Source organism: Acinetobacter sp. 231_lipA (assembly GCF_058243005.1).
In genome coordinates this window covers 3,183,724-3,199,026 of sequence record NZ_JBZAYU010000001.1, presented here as the reverse complement: position 1 = coordinate 3,199,026, position 15,303 = coordinate 3,183,724, and the positions used below count along the sequence as shown (strand labels likewise).

12 protein-coding genes and 1 riboswitch are annotated in these 15,303 nt (G+C 40.5%); of the genes, 5 read left to right on the top strand and 7 right to left on the bottom strand.

Annotation, left to right across the window (positions count from 1 at the left end):
- The first annotated feature begins 25 nt into the window (after window positions 1-25).
- The 4 genes from pcaD (at window position 26) to accC (ending at window position 4,161) form a co-directional block, all read left to right on the top strand.
- Window positions 26-802 carry a 3-oxoadipate enol-lactonase gene (gene pcaD, locus AC4CUX_RS15700; protein ID WP_114836660.1) on the top strand — a complete coding sequence of 259 codons (777 nt, stop codon included), beginning with the start codon at window positions 26-28 and terminating at the stop codon, window positions 800-802.
- A 1,089-nt stretch (window positions 803-1,891) separates the two neighbouring features.
- The gene (gene aroQ / locus AC4CUX_RS15695; protein ID WP_114836661.1) at window positions 1,892-2,347 is read left to right on the top strand and encodes a type II 3-dehydroquinate dehydratase; all 456 of its coding nucleotides are present in this window, start codon (window positions 1,892-1,894) and stop codon (window positions 2,345-2,347) included.
- 16 nt (window positions 2,348-2,363) lie between these two features.
- Window positions 2,364-2,783 (top strand): acetyl-CoA carboxylase biotin carboxyl carrier protein, encoded by a 420-nt coding sequence (gene accB / locus AC4CUX_RS15690; protein WP_004979753.1) that lies wholly within the window; start codon window positions 2,364-2,366, stop codon window positions 2,781-2,783.
- A gap of 16 nt (window positions 2,784-2,799) precedes the next feature.
- Entirely contained in the window at window positions 2,800-4,161 is a 1,362-nt protein-coding gene (accC, locus tag AC4CUX_RS15685; protein ID WP_004979754.1) for an acetyl-CoA carboxylase biotin carboxylase subunit, read from the top strand.
- A 62-nt stretch (window positions 4,162-4,223) separates the two neighbouring features.
- Here the strand turns inward: accC and AC4CUX_RS15680 are convergent, their stop codons facing one another.
- From AC4CUX_RS15680 to AC4CUX_RS15655, 6 genes are all read right to left on the bottom strand, one after another.
- A complete protein-coding gene (locus tag AC4CUX_RS15680; RefSeq protein ID WP_224216854.1) occupies window positions 4,224-4,661 on the bottom strand; it encodes a hypothetical protein in 438 nt (145 codons plus the stop codon).
- Between the two features lie 241 nt (window positions 4,662-4,902).
- Complete coding sequence (gene uca / locus AC4CUX_RS15675) at window positions 4,903-8,508, bottom strand: urea carboxylase (protein WP_279690712.1); 3,606 nt, start codon at window positions 8,506-8,508, stop codon at window positions 4,903-4,905.
- Between the two features lie 5 nt (window positions 8,509-8,513).
- Complete coding sequence (locus AC4CUX_RS15670) at window positions 8,514-9,164, bottom strand: urea amidolyase associated protein UAAP2 (protein ID WP_159128296.1); 651 nt, start codon at window positions 9,162-9,164, stop codon at window positions 8,514-8,516.
- A 17-nt stretch (window positions 9,165-9,181) separates the two neighbouring features.
- The gene (locus AC4CUX_RS15665) at window positions 9,182-9,922 is read right to left on the bottom strand and encodes an urea amidolyase associated protein UAAP1 (protein ID WP_490792545.1); all 741 of its coding nucleotides are present in this window, start codon (window positions 9,920-9,922) and stop codon (window positions 9,182-9,184) included.
- Between the two features lie 27 nt (window positions 9,923-9,949).
- Window positions 9,950-10,053: riboswitch (guanidine-I (ykkC/yxkD leader) on the bottom strand.
- Window positions 10,054-10,197: 144 nt separating this feature from the next.
- Window positions 10,198-11,091: a LysR family transcriptional regulator gene (locus tag AC4CUX_RS15660; RefSeq protein WP_004979763.1), complete on the bottom strand. Its 894-nt coding sequence runs from the start codon at window positions 11,089-11,091 to the stop codon at window positions 10,198-10,200.
- 319 nt (window positions 11,092-11,410) lie between these two features.
- Entirely contained in the window at window positions 11,411-12,583 is a 1,173-nt protein-coding gene (locus tag AC4CUX_RS15655; RefSeq protein WP_279690708.1) for a thiolase family protein, read from the bottom strand.
- Between the two features lie 521 nt (window positions 12,584-13,104).
- On the opposite strand from AC4CUX_RS15655, the gene AC4CUX_RS15650 reads away from it, so the two are divergent.
- A complete protein-coding gene (locus tag AC4CUX_RS15650) occupies window positions 13,105-13,716 on the top strand; it encodes a TetR/AcrR family transcriptional regulator (protein WP_004693224.1) in 612 nt (203 codons plus the stop codon).
- A gap of 61 nt (window positions 13,717-13,777) precedes the next feature.
- On the opposite strand, the gene cysK is transcribed toward AC4CUX_RS15650, so the two are convergent.
- The gene (gene cysK, locus AC4CUX_RS15645; protein ID WP_490792544.1) at window positions 13,778-14,776 is read right to left on the bottom strand and encodes a cysteine synthase A; all 999 of its coding nucleotides are present in this window, start codon (window positions 14,774-14,776) and stop codon (window positions 13,778-13,780) included.
- Between the last annotated feature and the right edge of the window lie 527 nt (window positions 14,777-15,303).

Genomic DNA, 15,303 nt, shown 5'->3' with positions numbered 1-15,303 from the left:
TTTTTAATGAATTAAGGAAAAGCATATGCCAAGGTTTACTTCAAATAATGCCGAAATTCACTATCAGACCTTTGGTGCCCCCCAAAATCCCGCGATCGTTTTTTCAAACTCGCTAGGCACAAACTTCAACATGTGGAAACCACAAATTACTTTTTTCCAGAAAAACTATTTTGTGATTTGCTATGACACTCGCGGGCATGGTCAGTCTTCTTCGCCTCAAGGGCCTTATGATATTGAACAACTTGGTCTAGACCTGATCCATTTACTGGATCATTTAAACATTGAGAAAGCCATTTTTTGCGGTATCTCAATGGGCGGACTTACAGGTCAGTGGTTAGTCATTCATAAACCTGAACGTTTTCACCGTGCCATTGTATGTAATACCTCTGCCAAAATTGGTAATGAACAGGCATGGAATGATCGCGCATCACTTGTACGTACCCAAGGTTTAGAACCAATTGCATCAACGGCTGCGAGCCGTTGGTTTACCGAACCCTTTATCCAAAGCAACGCAGCAACTGTAGCAGCGCTTTCAAACGACTTAGGTGCTGGCAGTCCAGAAGGTTATGCGAGTTGTTGTGAAGCTTTGGCTAAAGCGGATTTACGTGAAAAACTCGAAAGTATTCAAGTGCCTTTACTTGTGATTGCAGGGCGTAAAGACCCCGTAACAACAGTCTCAGATGCACAGTACATGGTGAATCACATCCGAAGTAGTGCCCTATTTGAAATCGATGCCTCTCATATTTCAAATATCGAACAGCCCAAAGCCTTCAATCAGGCCATCTTAGATTTTATTGCTTAATGCTCTAGATCTGAACTCAAAACAGCCCTACATGGGCTGTTTTTTAGTACCTATCTAAAGAAAGCGATAGGAATACGTAAAACTCATTATTAAAAATATGCTGGCTTTAGCTCATTTTATTTTTCCTCTTAAAATCATCAAAACTCAAAAATTGTATATAAAACAAACTGAAATTATTATGGTTTCAAAATCATATCTTCAGAATTTCACTTATTGCCAATCCTAAACTCACTAGATCCCATCATGTAAAGCCGAATCTACCCAGTTAAAATGAGCAAAATAGCCAATTCTTTTCTTTTATAAATTTTCTCGCACAGCAAAAGCCCTGACGCAATAGGAGGATATTTTTTCAATACATTCTGCTACTCAGCAATTTTTCTACAGTCTTTTGCTTATTTAACGGCAAAATTTCTCAACCAAGAGGATGCTGAAAAGCACCGTTAGAAACCTGAATTTTCCTCTTACTGTTTCAAGTTTTTCAGTTTTTTTCTAAAAGATCATGGCATCAGCTAGATAGACGTTAACAACAGACAAAAACGTCCATCTACATTTTAACGTAACAAGTTGATGTTTTAATTAATGAAAGTGATATTTTTCAAGTTCAGTATTGATCCAATAAAGCTTAGCAACTGAATTGATCATGGTCGTCAAGCCAACCAAAAGAGCTGGAATAAATTGATCAGATCATGTACAGATACAAACCATATCAAACTTCAGCTTTATTTTGATATACAGTTTAGTTACATAAGAAATGATCTAGATCTCATGTAGAGTGAGCTACCGACTAAGAAGTCTGAGTTGACCTCTTTTCAGGACTCGAGTTGCACCTGTGGCACAAAACGGAAACAAATCTGCTGCTTTTGGTCAATTTGGCTTACAATGTAAAAAAGAGTAATAATCCGAAAATTTGTAATCTTTTAACATTGTCAATTCCTTGCAAAATTTACATTATATTGCCGAAGTTTGGCACTAAGCATCTACGTCAATTCAAACAAACTATAAAAAAAATGTAGAACTTTATGCCATAATACGCAAACTTTGCAGCCATCTTGCAAAGATTTATTGCAATTTATAAATGGAGCAAGCTAAATGAGTTCGACCATTTTGGTTATTCATGGACCGAATCTAAATTTGCTAGGAAAGCGCGAACCAGAAGTCTATGGTTCTCTAACGCTGAACGACATCAATCAGCAACTCATTGCACAAGCTGAAAATGCTTCAATTTCTCTCGACACTTTCCAAAGTAATTGGGAAGGTGCCATTGTCGACCGTATTCATCAAGCCCAAGCGGATGGCGTCCAATTTATTATTATTAATCCAGCTGCACTCACGCATACCTCTGTTGCTCTACGTGATGCCCTGCTTGGTGTAGCCATCCCATTTATTGAAGTTCATTTATCGAATGTTCATGCGCGCGAAGCGTTTAGACATCATTCATATTTATCAGATAAAGCCGTTGGCGTTATTTGTGGCTTAGGTACTCAAGGTTATAGCGCTGCGCTCAATTACGCTCTCACTAAAATTCAACCCTCTACGCAATCATAATTAGGAATACTGTCACATGGATATTCGTAAAATCAAGAAACTCATCGACCTGATGATTGAATCTGACTTACAAGCGATTGAAGTTAAAGAAGGCGATCAATCGATTGCACTGACTCGTCGTAGTCCAGTTGTTGCAGCTGGTGCTCCTGTTGCTATGGCAGCTCCTGTTGCTCAGGCTCCAGCGGCTAAAACACCACGTGGTGCTGTAGAAACATCTCCAATGGTTGGTGTGTTTTACGCGGCTCCAAGCCCAGGTGAAGCGCCATTTGTTAAAGTCGGTCAGACCATCACGGCTGGTGAAACACTTGGTATTATCGAAGCAATGAAAATCATGAACCCGATTGAAGCAACGCAAAGCGGCGTGGTTGAAGAAATTTTAGTGAAAAACGGCGAAGTGATCCAATTCGGTCAACCATTATTCCGCTACCGCGCGTAATAGACGGGGACTTATAATGTTGCAAAAAGTTTTAATTGCAAACCGTGGTGAAATTGCCCTGCGCATCACCCGCGCCTGCAAAACTTTAGGGATTAAGACTGTAGGGATCTATTCAGATGCCGACAAAGACTTAATGCACCTACGTTTTGTTGACGAAGCAGTATGTATTGGACCAGGTGCGAGCAGCGAAAGCTACTTGAACATTCCTGCCATTATTACAGCAGCTGAAATTTCAGGTGCAGATGCCATTCACCCAGGTTATGGCTTCTTATCAGAAAATGCTGAATTTGCTGAAATTGTAGAAAATTCTGGTTTCATTTTTATTGGACCACGCCCTGAACATATTCGTTTGATGGGTAATAAAGTTTCTGCAATTACAGCAATGCGTAAAGCAGGTGTTCCAACTGTACCGGGTTCTGCAAATGCGGTTACACCACAAAATGCACTGGCTGAAGCTAAAGAAATTGGTTTTCCATTGATCGTGAAAGCTGCTTCTGGTGGTGGTGGTCGTGGTATGCGTATTGTAGAACGTGTCGACACCCTACTTGAATCTGTTCAAGCCGCACAGCGTGATGCTGAAATGTGGTTTGGCGATGACACAGTGTATATGGAGCGTTTCCTACAAAAACCTCGTCACGTTGAAGTTCAAGTTCTTGCTGACGGTAATGGCCACGCGATTCACCTTTATGACCGTGACTGCTCTTTACAGCGCCGCCATCAGAAAGTGTTAGAAGAAGCGCCAGCGCCAAATTTACCTGAACAAGCACGTGCTGACATTTTAGAAGCTTGCGTAAATGCTTGTAAATTAATGCAGTACCGTGGTGCAGGTACATTCGAGTTCTTGTTTGAAGATGGTGAATTCTTCTTTATTGAGATGAATACACGTGTTCAAGTTGAGCACCCTGTAACTGAAATGGTGACAGGTATCGACATTATTGAACAACAGCTCCGCATTGCTGGTGGCTTAGGCCTTGAAATTGAACAAGATCAAGTTGAAGTCAAAGGCCATGCGATTGAATGCCGTATCAATGCTGAAGATCCAACGACCTTCTTACCTTCACCGGGTAAAATTGAGAATTTTTATGTGCCAGGTGGTGCAGGTATTCGTCTTGATTCGCATATCTATCAAGGCTATAGCATTCCGCCCTACTATGACTCGATGATTGCAAAGCTGATCGCACACGGTAAGGATCGTAAAACATCACTTGCTCGAATGCGCCAAGCGCTTGATGAAATGATTCTGACCGGTATTAAAACCAATATTCCATTGCATAAAGATTTGATTCTTCAAGATGAAAAATTCTGTGAACAAGCAATGGATATTCACTACCTTGAAAAGCATTTGTTAAAGCAAATTGAAGGTAATCAAGACAAATAATAGTTTTCTTGATCCTTAAATAAAAAACCGCGATAAATCGCGGTTTTTTATTTATAAAACAATTAAGGTAGTACACGACGTAGCGTTGCAAAGCATTGTTGTGCTTTATCATTGGCACAAAAATTAATGGTCGATGGACTTTGCCATTTCACAAAATACTGAGACATTTCACCAGTCTGATCTTCTTGAGACCCAGAACAATCCACTTGGTTATTGTCAAATTTGACTTGCAAAATCAAAGCAGGTAATTGCACATTTTTGTCGGTTGATGGCTGGTAATCATAAATTCCCGTAGACCATTCTTCCCCACTTTTAATCACAACATCACTATTACTTTTAAAATTATAGTATTCAACGCATTTACGATTATTTGGAATTTCCATTCCCCATAAGCCCACAATTTCAGGGCGTGTCGTTACACGAATATTATTTTGATTTGATGCTTGAGTATCCTCAGGCTGACTTGGCGTATTTGCCATAAGCACTGATGAAGTTAACATGAATAACATGCCGAGTAATGTTTTTTTCATACAAGCCATAATGTTTTTAAGCGTCTCACTAAATTAGCATATTTTGATTCAAAACATCATTTTATAACCATTTCATAACAATCTATTTTTTGCTATGCATTGCAATCTTAATTTAACAAAACGATTTATTGTCAGCACTAGATAAATTCTCCTTTCAGAATCGAAAAAAGACCGCTTAAGCAGTCTTTTTTGTATGTCGTGATATTTGAATTTAGGCTACAGGTGCCAGTGTAAACAGCACCTGACCTGTTTTTACCGTTTGCCCTTTTTCAATGGTAATGGTTTCAACCTTCATCCGCTCAGGTGCAATAATGGGAATTTCAATTTTCATGGCTTCAATCACGGCCAAAGTTGCCCCTTCTTCCACAATGTCTCCAGAGGTACATTCAATTTTCCAAATAGAACCCGGCATATGCGACTCGACTGCACAGCCACCTTCAGGAATTTGAATTTCACTGTCGTCTAAAACCGCATCTAGACTTTCAGAAACATATTCAGCCAAACCTGCCTCATGCCAGCGACGGCGTTCCTCTTCAAAGTTCGCTTGCTGTACCGCTTTAAAACTCGAAATGGATGCTGCATTTTCAATGAGGAAGTCATTATATTCTTTTAAATTTAAAACCCCATCTTCTACGCGAAGCTTTAAGCGCCCCGCTTTAAAGTCTTCCCGCATTTGCATCAGTTCTGTTTCAGACACTTCATAAAATTTAATTTGATCAAAGAAGCGCAGTAGCCATGGTTTTCCTTGTTCAAAGTCTGGATTTTTGCGGTAACGACTCCACATTTGTGTTGTACGCCCAACAAACTGATAACCGCCCGGGCCTTCCATGCCATAGACACACATATATGCGCCACCAATGCCGACTGCATTTTCAGGCGTCCATGTACGTGCAGGATTATATTTGGTGGTCACTAGACGATGACGTGGGTCCAGCGGCGTTGCCACAGGTGCACCCAAGTACACATCTCCCAAACCCATCACCAAATAATTGGTGCTGAATACGATATCCTTCACTGCTTGCTTTGAGTCTAAACCATTGATACGACGAATAAACTCTACATTGTCAGGACACCACGGCGCATCTGGACGGACTGTTTGCATATAACGTTCAATCGCCAACTGAGTTTGTGAGTCCTCCCAAGCCAAAGGCAAATAGACTGTGCGCGAAGGCACTTCCATTGCTGTCACATCAGGCAATTCACTTTCTGCCTGTTGTAATAATGCTAACAAATGTTTCTGATCAAGTTTTAATGAGTCAAAGTGAATTTGTAGCGAACGAATCCCTGGTGTTAAATCAATAATTCCTTCGATACTTTGGTCTTTAGCCCATTGCATTAAAGCATGAATACGGAAGCGTAAATTGAGATCTAAAACCAACTCTCCATATTCAACCAACAGATAACTATTACCTGCAGGACGATAAGTCACATCAGGTCTAGCGTTCTCACCTTTTAATGTCGCTAAAACGGCATCTGATAAGGTCTCCATTTCAGCATGAAAGCTTGGAGCAAATTCTACATTTTCAGTCGTATCCCCTGTTAACGCTGCGCTATATTTTTGATTTAATACTTGTGCTTGATCATAAGAAATTGGGATAAATTTAACTTTATCGCCCGCTTTAAGCTGACCAATTTTCCATAGTTCTGAGCTAACCACCACCGCTGGGCAAACGAAACCGCCCAAGCTTGGACCATCAGGTCCTAAAATAATTGGCATATCTCCAGTGAAGTCAATCGCGCCAATGGCATAAGCATTATCATGAATATTCGAAGGATGTAGTCCTGCTTCACCACCATCGGTACGCGCCCATTCAGGTTTTTCACCGACTAAACGAATGCCTGTACGACTTGAGTTAAAGTGAATTTCAAATTCTTGCTTAAAGAAGCGCTCAATATCTCGTTTGGTGAAAAAGTCTGGCGCACCATGCGGTCCATACATCACTGCAATGTTCCAAGTCTGACTAAAGCTTGGCACTTGTGCTGCACTGAGTGCAACAGTTTCTACCGAGCTGTAAGCCGTAATCGGCAACATATCTCCAATGAGTAAATTGCGTCCTGCATGACCACCAAACTGACCTAAAGTAAAAGTCGCTTGTGAGCCTAGGTAGGCAGGTACATTGAATCCGCCTTTAATACCAATATAACTTCGACAACCTGTGGTGATTTTACCTGTTTTAAGAATTTGCCCTTTTTTAACATTAAGGGTCTGCCACATGGCAACATCAACACCATCCAATGTCGCAAGCATGTCGCCACCCGTAATCACGATTTGGCTATCACAGTGAAACTTTAAAGTTGGGCCTTGTAATGTACATTCTAACGCCGCGGTATTAAATGGATTCCCCAATAGTTGATTGGCTACATTTAACGATAGTGGATCAATCGCACCTGATGGTGGAACACCAACATCCCAGTACCCCAAACGACCATTGACGTCTTGTATTGACGTTTGAATACCAGACTGTAATACCTCAACTTTTTGGGTTTTCCACTCAAAAGTATTTAAGAAACGTGTAGTCTGTGTCCCTGCTTTAAACACTTCACAGTCAATAATATTTTGTAAATACTCAAGATTGGTTTCAATTCCTGCCACTGAGGTTTTTGCCAAAGTATCGCTCATGGCCTGAATTGCACTTTCACGGTTCTCGCGGGTCACAATGATTTTGGCAATCATTGGATCATAAAAGGAAGATACATTTGAACCTGTTTCGACCCATGTTTCATTGCGTGCATGTGGGTCAAAGTCGACATAGGTCAGTAAGCCAGCACTGGGTTGAAAGTTCTTAATTGGATCTTCGGCATATAAACGGACTTGGATCGAATGGCCTTTAGATCTAAGCACCTCTGTTGGTGCAGTCCAGTCACCACTACCTAAAGTGACCATCCATTCTACAAGGTCTACAGCAAATACTTGCTCGGTCACGCCATGTTCAACTTGCAACCGTGTATTCACTTCTAAAAAGTAGAATTTTTGGGTGTCTGTATCCATCACAAACTCAACCGTACCTGCCGAACGGTAATCCACTGACTGCATCAATTGAATCGCAATACCCTGAATATAATCACGTTGTCCATCATTTAAATGCGGTGCTGGGGTCTCCTCGATTACTTTCTGGTTACGGCGCTGTACTGAACAGTCCCGCTCTCCCAAAGCCAAAACCAAACCTTGGCCATCACCAAAAATTTGGACTTCAATATGACGCGCATTTTCCACAAACTTTTCTAAATACAAGCCTGCATCTTTAAAGTTCGCTTGTGCCAAATAAGATACCGTTGCATAAGCATCTTTAAGCTCTGTTTCGTTCCACACCAAACGCATACCAATACCACCGCCACCTGCGGTACTTTTCAGCATCACGGGATAACCGATACGCTTTGCTTCGATCAGTGCTTCCGCTTCGTCTGCTAAAAGTTGGCTACCCGGTAACAATGGCACATTCGCCTGAATGGCAAGTTCACGCGCAGTATGCTTTAAGCCAAAACTACGCATTTGTGCAGATTTCGGCCCTAGAAACACGATGCCCTGTGACTCACACAAATCACAAAACTCCGCATTTTCAGACAGGAAACCATAGCCTGGATGAATGGCTTCAGCACCTGCTTCTTTCGCGACCTGTAAGATTTTTTCAATATTTAAATAACTTTGACTGGCTGGGCTATCACCAATAAATACCGCTTCATCAGCCAAAGTCACATGTAAGGAATCACGATCTGCTTCTGAATACACCGCAACAGACTGAATGCCTAAATTCTTTAATGTACGAATTACTCGGCAGGCAATTGCACCACGGTTGGCAATGAGAACTTTTTTAAACATGCTGATTACTCCTTGCCGTCACGTACAATCAGTTGAATTTTAGTCGGGTTGTAGGCATTACAGGGGTTGTTCAGTTGTGGGCAGTTAGAAATCAGCACGATGAGATCCATCTCCGCTTGAATTTCAACATATTTACCGGGCGCCGATATTCCATCGTCAAACTTGAGATGCCCATCACTGCTCACAGGAACATTCATAAAGAAATTAATATTCGGCCCAATATGACGAACATTCAGTCCATGCTTTTTCGCAATTGGGTGCAAAGCTAAAGCTGTCATAAAGTTATTGCGACAGCTGTGCATCGGAAATGTGTCGTGTGCATAACGTACGGTGTTACTTTCACATGAACAAGCACCGCCTAAGGTGTCATGACGACCACAGTTATCATCATGGATCGTGGCAATTTTGTTGCCATAGTTGGTATATAAGGCTGTGCCTTTTTCGAGATAAATCTGCTGATTGATGGCTAAAGTATCAGTTGCACTGTAACGCTCTTCAGGGTTGCTCGCAGAAATAAATAAGGTATCGACCGCTTGATTGCCTTCGAGATCAATAATACGGAAATACTGCCCTTTCTTGACTTCACCCATCCATGCCTCACCCGCTGGACAGACTTCATTTAAAACAGCTTGATCAAATGCTTGTAAAATGGTCATGCGTACTCTCCTTGGGCTTAAACAACATCAAATGCGTAATAACGTGCGTTGTTTTGAAAACCGCGTTGGTTTTGTGGGCATGAATCACGACAGATATCGTGCATTGCTAAAGCTGATGCTTTGAATAAACGCATTTGAATATCAGCAGGCTGATACTTTGCTGCTTGGCTCAAACCATGTGGCGCAGCAGATAAGAACACCAGACAGTCCATCTCAAAACGCAGTTCAATAGTTTGATGGGTATTGTCAGTATCAACATAAGATAAGTTGCCTGCATCATCAGGGCGAACTTTAGAGAATAGGTTGAGCGTAGCTGACAGGTCGGCTTGACCTAATGAGAACTTGGTCATTTCAAGCAACAGGCTGTCGCGTCCACTCCGATACATCTCATTTCGTGTATCTTGAAAAGTATGAGTACCGAATTGTTTTTGGATCTGTTCTGTGCGGCTTGGACCACACAAGGCATCATTCCAACCATGATCATCGTGAACAATTGAGGCCATAACCCGACCTAAGTCAGAATACAACACATGTCCTGTACTTAGAAATGCCGTATGCTGTGCCTTTAGGCTATCTGGCATATTAAAACGTTCAAGCTTGTCTTCGCTGTTGACACAGAAAAGTGAAACGTTGGCTTGTGCCCCCAAGGCATTAAACTGTAAAACAGTGCCGCGTTGAATACGCCCAGACCAGTGGTGCCCACCCGGTAAAAGTTCAGTCCATAGTGCGTTATCGTCGTGATAAGTTATTGTGCTCATGCGCCTCTGCCTAAATCGTAACTGTTTACCTCCCGGGCTTTTATCCCTCCGTGTAGCTCTTTCGAACCGTGAACTCTCGGTCGCAGACATACATAAAATAGATATGTATCGGAACCCTAGATCACTCTTTCAGATTAGACGATGCAAAGGCTGTGCCAATTTAGTATTACGATTTTTAAACTTCGTAATACTATTTATGAGCAATAAATGGGCACTTTAGATTTCAAGCACGCATATTTTCGCTATGCGCACTAAAAAGCATCAAATTTTAAGAATTACTTCATTAAAATTTCATGGAACATGTGACGCAGCCACTGATGACTGGTTTTGTGATGACAAGACATATGCCAATACTGTTTCACCCCATAACTTGGGAAGGCAATTGGTGCATTAAAGATTTTTAAATTGCCACGTGAAAGCAGCACTTCACTCAAATAATACGGCACTGTCGCAATCGCGTCGGTTTCTTGTACCACCAAACCTACCCCTAAATAGCTCGGTAAACGCATTAAAATGTCACGTTTTAGTTCTAAATTAAGCAGTTCATTTTCAATATGGTAATGTCCCATGCCTGCATCAATATCGATATGTGACTCAGCCAAGTACTGCGCTGTGCTGATACTGTCACCTGTCAAACGCGGATGATCTTTGGCAGCAATCACCACATAATACTGCTCGAACAGTTGCTGTTGATAAAAGCCATTTTCCAGTTGAGGTAAAAAACCCAGCGCCAAATCAATCTCACCATTTGCCATTTGATAACTGGTTTCAGAGGTGATCGGACGGATATTCAAACGAATATGCGGCGCATGTTTCTTTAAGTATTGCGAAATTTTCGGCAACAGCACCAAATGCGAAACATCGGTCATGGCCAAACTAAACTGTTGCTGCGAAGTGGCTTGGTCAAAATCAATCGTAAAGTTATTGATGATTTCAACCTTGTTTAAAGCCTCACTGACCAATGGAAATAACTGTTTCGACAGCTCAGTTGGCACCATTTCATTGCCAATCCGCAAAAATAGCGGATCATTATAATGTTGGCGAATTTTATTCAGAATGTTACTCACCGTCGGTTGACTCATTTCTAAATGATCAGCCGCCAGTGACACACTTTTAAACTTATAAACGTAAAAAAAGATACTGAGTAATTTACAGTCCAGTTCAAACACGAAAAAAATGTTCCTTATATGCATGTGATGGTAGACGATCCATCATCTACCCATTATAGCGATGATCCAATGCTCAAAACTTACTTTTATAAGCACCTAGGTCTAATATCAGACGTTTCAGCAATAAAAGTACATTAATTATACCTTTAGCTATACTGAACAATAGATGCTTTTCCTGAAAATTTATGACGCATGATCTGCATGTATTTTACATAACAAAAAAGGTCCGAATCAATCGAACCTTTGATGAAATCAACCATGCCACATTATAGATATTTAAATCATTTTCTTCACAGGCATAGCTAAGGATATTACAGCTTTAGTCTAGCAGCTCGACGGCAATAGCAGTCGCCTCACCACCACCAATACATAAAGCAGCTACACCCTTTTTCCCACCAGTACGTTTCAAGGCATGCAGTAAAGTCACGATAATACGTGAACCAGATGAACCCAATGGATGACCAAGTGCACAAGCGCCACCATTCACATTGACTTTAGCAGGGTCTAAATGAAAACCATCAATGGCAAGCATTGTGACCATCGCAAATGCTTCATTGACTTCCCACAGATCTACATCATCCGCAGACCAGCCTGCTTTGGCTAAAACTTTCTCAATGGCACCTACAGGAGCAATGGTGAACTCAGATGGATGCTGAGAGTTGCTTGCATAAGCCACAACTTTTGCCAATGGCTTAAGACCACGTGCGTCAGCCACTTCGGATGAAGTTACAACCAATGCCGAAGCACCATCCGAAATAGAACTCGAATTTGCCGCGGTAATCGTGCCATCTTTTTTAAATGCCGGACGTAAAGTTGGAATTTTATCCACTTTGGCATTGAGCGGTTGTTCATCCTGATCAACCACAACATCGCCTTTACGGCTACTTACCGTCACAGGCACGATTTCATCTTTAAAGAAACCACCTTGAATCGCAGCAACGGCTTTATTTAAAGAACCAATGGCATACTGATCTTGCTGCTCACGGGTATAGCCTTTTTTATCTGCCATTTCTTGAGCAAGTACACCCATCGACAAACCTGTTTCAGCATCTTCTAAACCTTCTTGGAACATGTGATCGGTGGTTTTACCATGTCCCATACGGTAACCCGCGCGTGCTTTTTCAAGTAAGTACGGCGCATTTGACATCGACTCCATACCACCGGCCACCACAATCTCAGCTGAACCCGCTTTAATCGCATCAGCCGCTTGCATGACGGCTTTCATACCAGAGCCACAAATTTTATTGATGGTTGTTGCACCCGTTGAGTCAGGTAGACCCGCCATACGCATTGCTTGACGTGCAGGGCCTTGTTTTAAACCTGCTGGAAGTACACAACCAAAGATCACTTCATCCACATCGGTCGGCTGTAAGCCTGAACGGTTTAACACTTCTTTAATTGTCACCGCACCAAGTTCAGGTGCGGTGCAGCTTGACAGTGAACCTTGAAAACCACCCATTGCTGTACGTACACCGTCTACAATAACAATCATTTTCTATTTCATCCTTTTTTTGCGGTTTATTTGCTTTAAGCCCAATTAAGAACCTTAAAGACATCCCTATCTATTTTTTCATATTACAAAGGGGTTAATCGTTTCAGATCTTATTTTAATGTTTTTCATAGTGCTACCGTCTCAAAGTGAGTCATCTATAAAGACATTAAAATAAATACACATGAATAATACATCGATCCATACGATAGGTGATTCATTTATCAACCCGCACTGCATTCGAGGCTTTAGTACTAAAGGTTCTTATCTCTAAGAACACAGTGGCTATACTGACAATAGTGTAAAAATCACGAAAAAGGAATGCAATGGCCCAAATTTGATCTCTAGAGATCAAATTTATTGACAACGAAATGCGAAAATGCACTTGTATTTATTTCTATTGTTGAACAAGTGGATATTTTTAAAACGATTGTAGTAATATCCAAGACCTTAGTTGAATTTTCATTTTCAACCAAGTTCAATAGCCTCTCTATAGTTCTCATGAAATACACTGGAATAAGCCAATGACTTCAGTACGCCAACAAAATTTTCTATTACGCAAAGAGAAAATTTTAGCCATGGCTGAGACTTTATTATTAGACAATAATCAAGACATCACCTTAAGCGAATTAGCAACGGAACTCGATATTGCGAAGGGTACGATCTACAAGCATTTCAAAAGTAAAAATCAACTTTATTTAGAGCTGATTATCTTGAATGAAACTCGCCTGCTAGAGATTTCTCAAAAGCATAACAATGATATTAAAACGTATGTTTCCGAATACATGCTTTATAATATGTTGAACTCGAACCGTACGATTTTACTGCACGTTATTGAAGAACGTTTAACCAATAATGAACGTAAACTCAAAGAACTTTTTGAGAAGCTCTATCAAATACGTGAACAACGTATTATCGAAATTAAAGACATGACCTCTGACTATTTAAAGTCTTTAGACAGTGCAATGTCCATTCGTGATTATTTATCTTATGTATGGACAGTGACCTATGGTGCGTCATTGTTACTCAATTCAACGCATTATCAAAAATCAATCGGTTCTCGCGAGCGTCTGATTAAACTGTATGTAAACCAAGCCCTCATGACACCTGATAAAATTTCACACGCAGCACTTTAAGTTTCTAAACGGCATAAAAAAAGCTAAACATTTTATGTTTAGCTTTTTTTCATCCAGAAAATTAGTCTACGGAAATATCTTCAAACAAAACTGAAGATAAATAACGTTCACCACCGTCAGGTAAAATCACCACAATAGTTTTACCTGCATTTTCAGGGCGTGCTGCAAGTTCAGCTGCTGCTGCCATCGCGGCACCACTTGAAATACCTACCAAAATACCCTCTTGACTTGCTGTTTTTCGCGCCCAATCAATTGCTGTTGCAGCATCAATTGGCATCACTTCATCGACCAAGTCGAGGTCTAAGTTTTTAGGAATAAAGTTAGCGCCAATGCCCTGAATCTTATGTGGTCCAGGCGTCAAAGTTTCACCACGTTTGGTTTGACCAATAATCGGCGATTCAGCAGGTTCTACCGCAACTGAATACAGGGCTTGTTTTTTTACTTTTTCAAAATAACTTGAAATCCCTGAAATCGTACCACCCGTCCCAACACCTGCAACTAAAATATCAACTTTACCGCCTGTTGCTTCCCAAATTTCTGGGCCAGTCGTTGCTTCATGAATAGCTGGGTTTGCTGGGTTTTCAAACTGTTGTGGCAAAAAATACGTTTCTGGATTTTCATCCAACAAACGCTGTGCTTCTTCTACCGCACCACGCATGCCTTTTGCAGGGTCGGTGAGAACCAAGTTCGCGCCCAAAGCTTTCATCACTTTACGACGTTCGATACTCATGCTTGATGGCATAGTTAGAGTTAACGCATAACCTTTTGCAGCAGCAACAAATGCCAAAGCAATGCCTGTATTGCCACTGGTTGGTTCGACAATGTGCATTCCTGCTTTCAGCACACCGCGTGCTTCCGCATCCGCAATCAGCGCAGCCCCAATACGACATTTTACTGAAAATGCAGGGTTACGGCTTTCAACTTTGGCTAAAACGGTGGCTGGACTTTGTATAATTCGGTTAATACGAACCAATGGTGTGTTACCAATCGCTTCTGCATTATTACTATAAACCGCTATCCCTAAATTATTAGGCGTTGGAAAAGCTGAGTCAGTACTCATACCAATGTTTCCTATGTTGTTTTTAATGATCCACTCATTATCATACCCTGATTTTTAAATGCAAACTGACATTTGGTCGGGCTTATGTTTTTATTTGATAAATAAATTACTTAAACAGAAAAAGCATGAGTTTTCTCATGTTTTTACTTGAAGAAAATAGTGGTTTTACCCAAAAAACCAGACCATAAAGTTACATAATCGACATCTTTCACAGAGGATGAAAAAAATTATACATTCATTTCAAAGTTTGCTTTTTGTTCAAAAATATTATCCAGTAACAATTATTCTTTTAATAAATGTATATATTTATTATTTTTATAATGTTATCTTAAAATAGTTGTGTAATTATGATTTTAAAACACACTATATGATAAAATATTCAAAGCTTATTATAAAAAGTCATAAAGAAAACTATTTTTTAATTCAATTTTTTGCTTAATTTATATAAATATCTGGAACTTAAGTGACATTTTGAATAACTAATTTTGATGTAAATGTTCAGTAGACTTCCTTCATAAATCATTTTT

Bases quoted from the DNA above. Each gene is read 5' to 3' on its own strand.
- pcaD (WP_114836660.1), top strand. From the start codon at position 26: ATGCCAAGGTTTACTTCAAATAATGCCGAAATTCACTATCAGACCTTT.
- aroQ (WP_114836661.1), top strand. From the start codon at position 1,892: ATGAGTTCGACCATTTTGGTTATTCATGGACCGAATCTAAATTTGCTA.
- accB (WP_004979753.1), top strand. From the start codon at position 2,364: ATGGATATTCGTAAAATCAAGAAACTCATCGACCTGATGATTGAATCT.
- accC (WP_004979754.1), top strand. From the start codon at position 2,800: ATGTTGCAAAAAGTTTTAATTGCAAACCGTGGTGAAATTGCCCTGCGC.
- AC4CUX_RS15680 (WP_224216854.1), bottom strand. From the start codon at position 4,661: ATGTTAACTTCATCAGTGCTTATGGCAAATACGCCAAGTCAGCCTGAG.
- uca (WP_279690712.1), bottom strand. From the start codon at position 8,508: ATGTTTAAAAAAGTTCTCATTGCCAACCGTGGTGCAATTGCCTGCCGA.
- AC4CUX_RS15670 (WP_159128296.1), bottom strand. From the start codon at position 9,164: ATGACCATTTTACAAGCATTTGATCAAGCTGTTTTAAATGAAGTCTGT.
- AC4CUX_RS15665 (WP_490792545.1), bottom strand. From the start codon at position 9,922: ATGAGCACAATAACTTATCACGACGATAACGCACTATGGACTGAACTT.
- AC4CUX_RS15655 (WP_279690708.1), bottom strand. From the start codon at position 12,583: ATGATTGTTATTGTAGACGGTGTACGTACAGCAATGGGTGGTTTTCAA.
- AC4CUX_RS15650 (WP_004693224.1), top strand. From the start codon at position 13,105: ATGACTTCAGTACGCCAACAAAATTTTCTATTACGCAAAGAGAAAATT.
- cysK (WP_490792544.1), bottom strand. From the start codon at position 14,776: ATGAGTACTGACTCAGCTTTTCCAACGCCTAATAATTTAGGGATAGCG.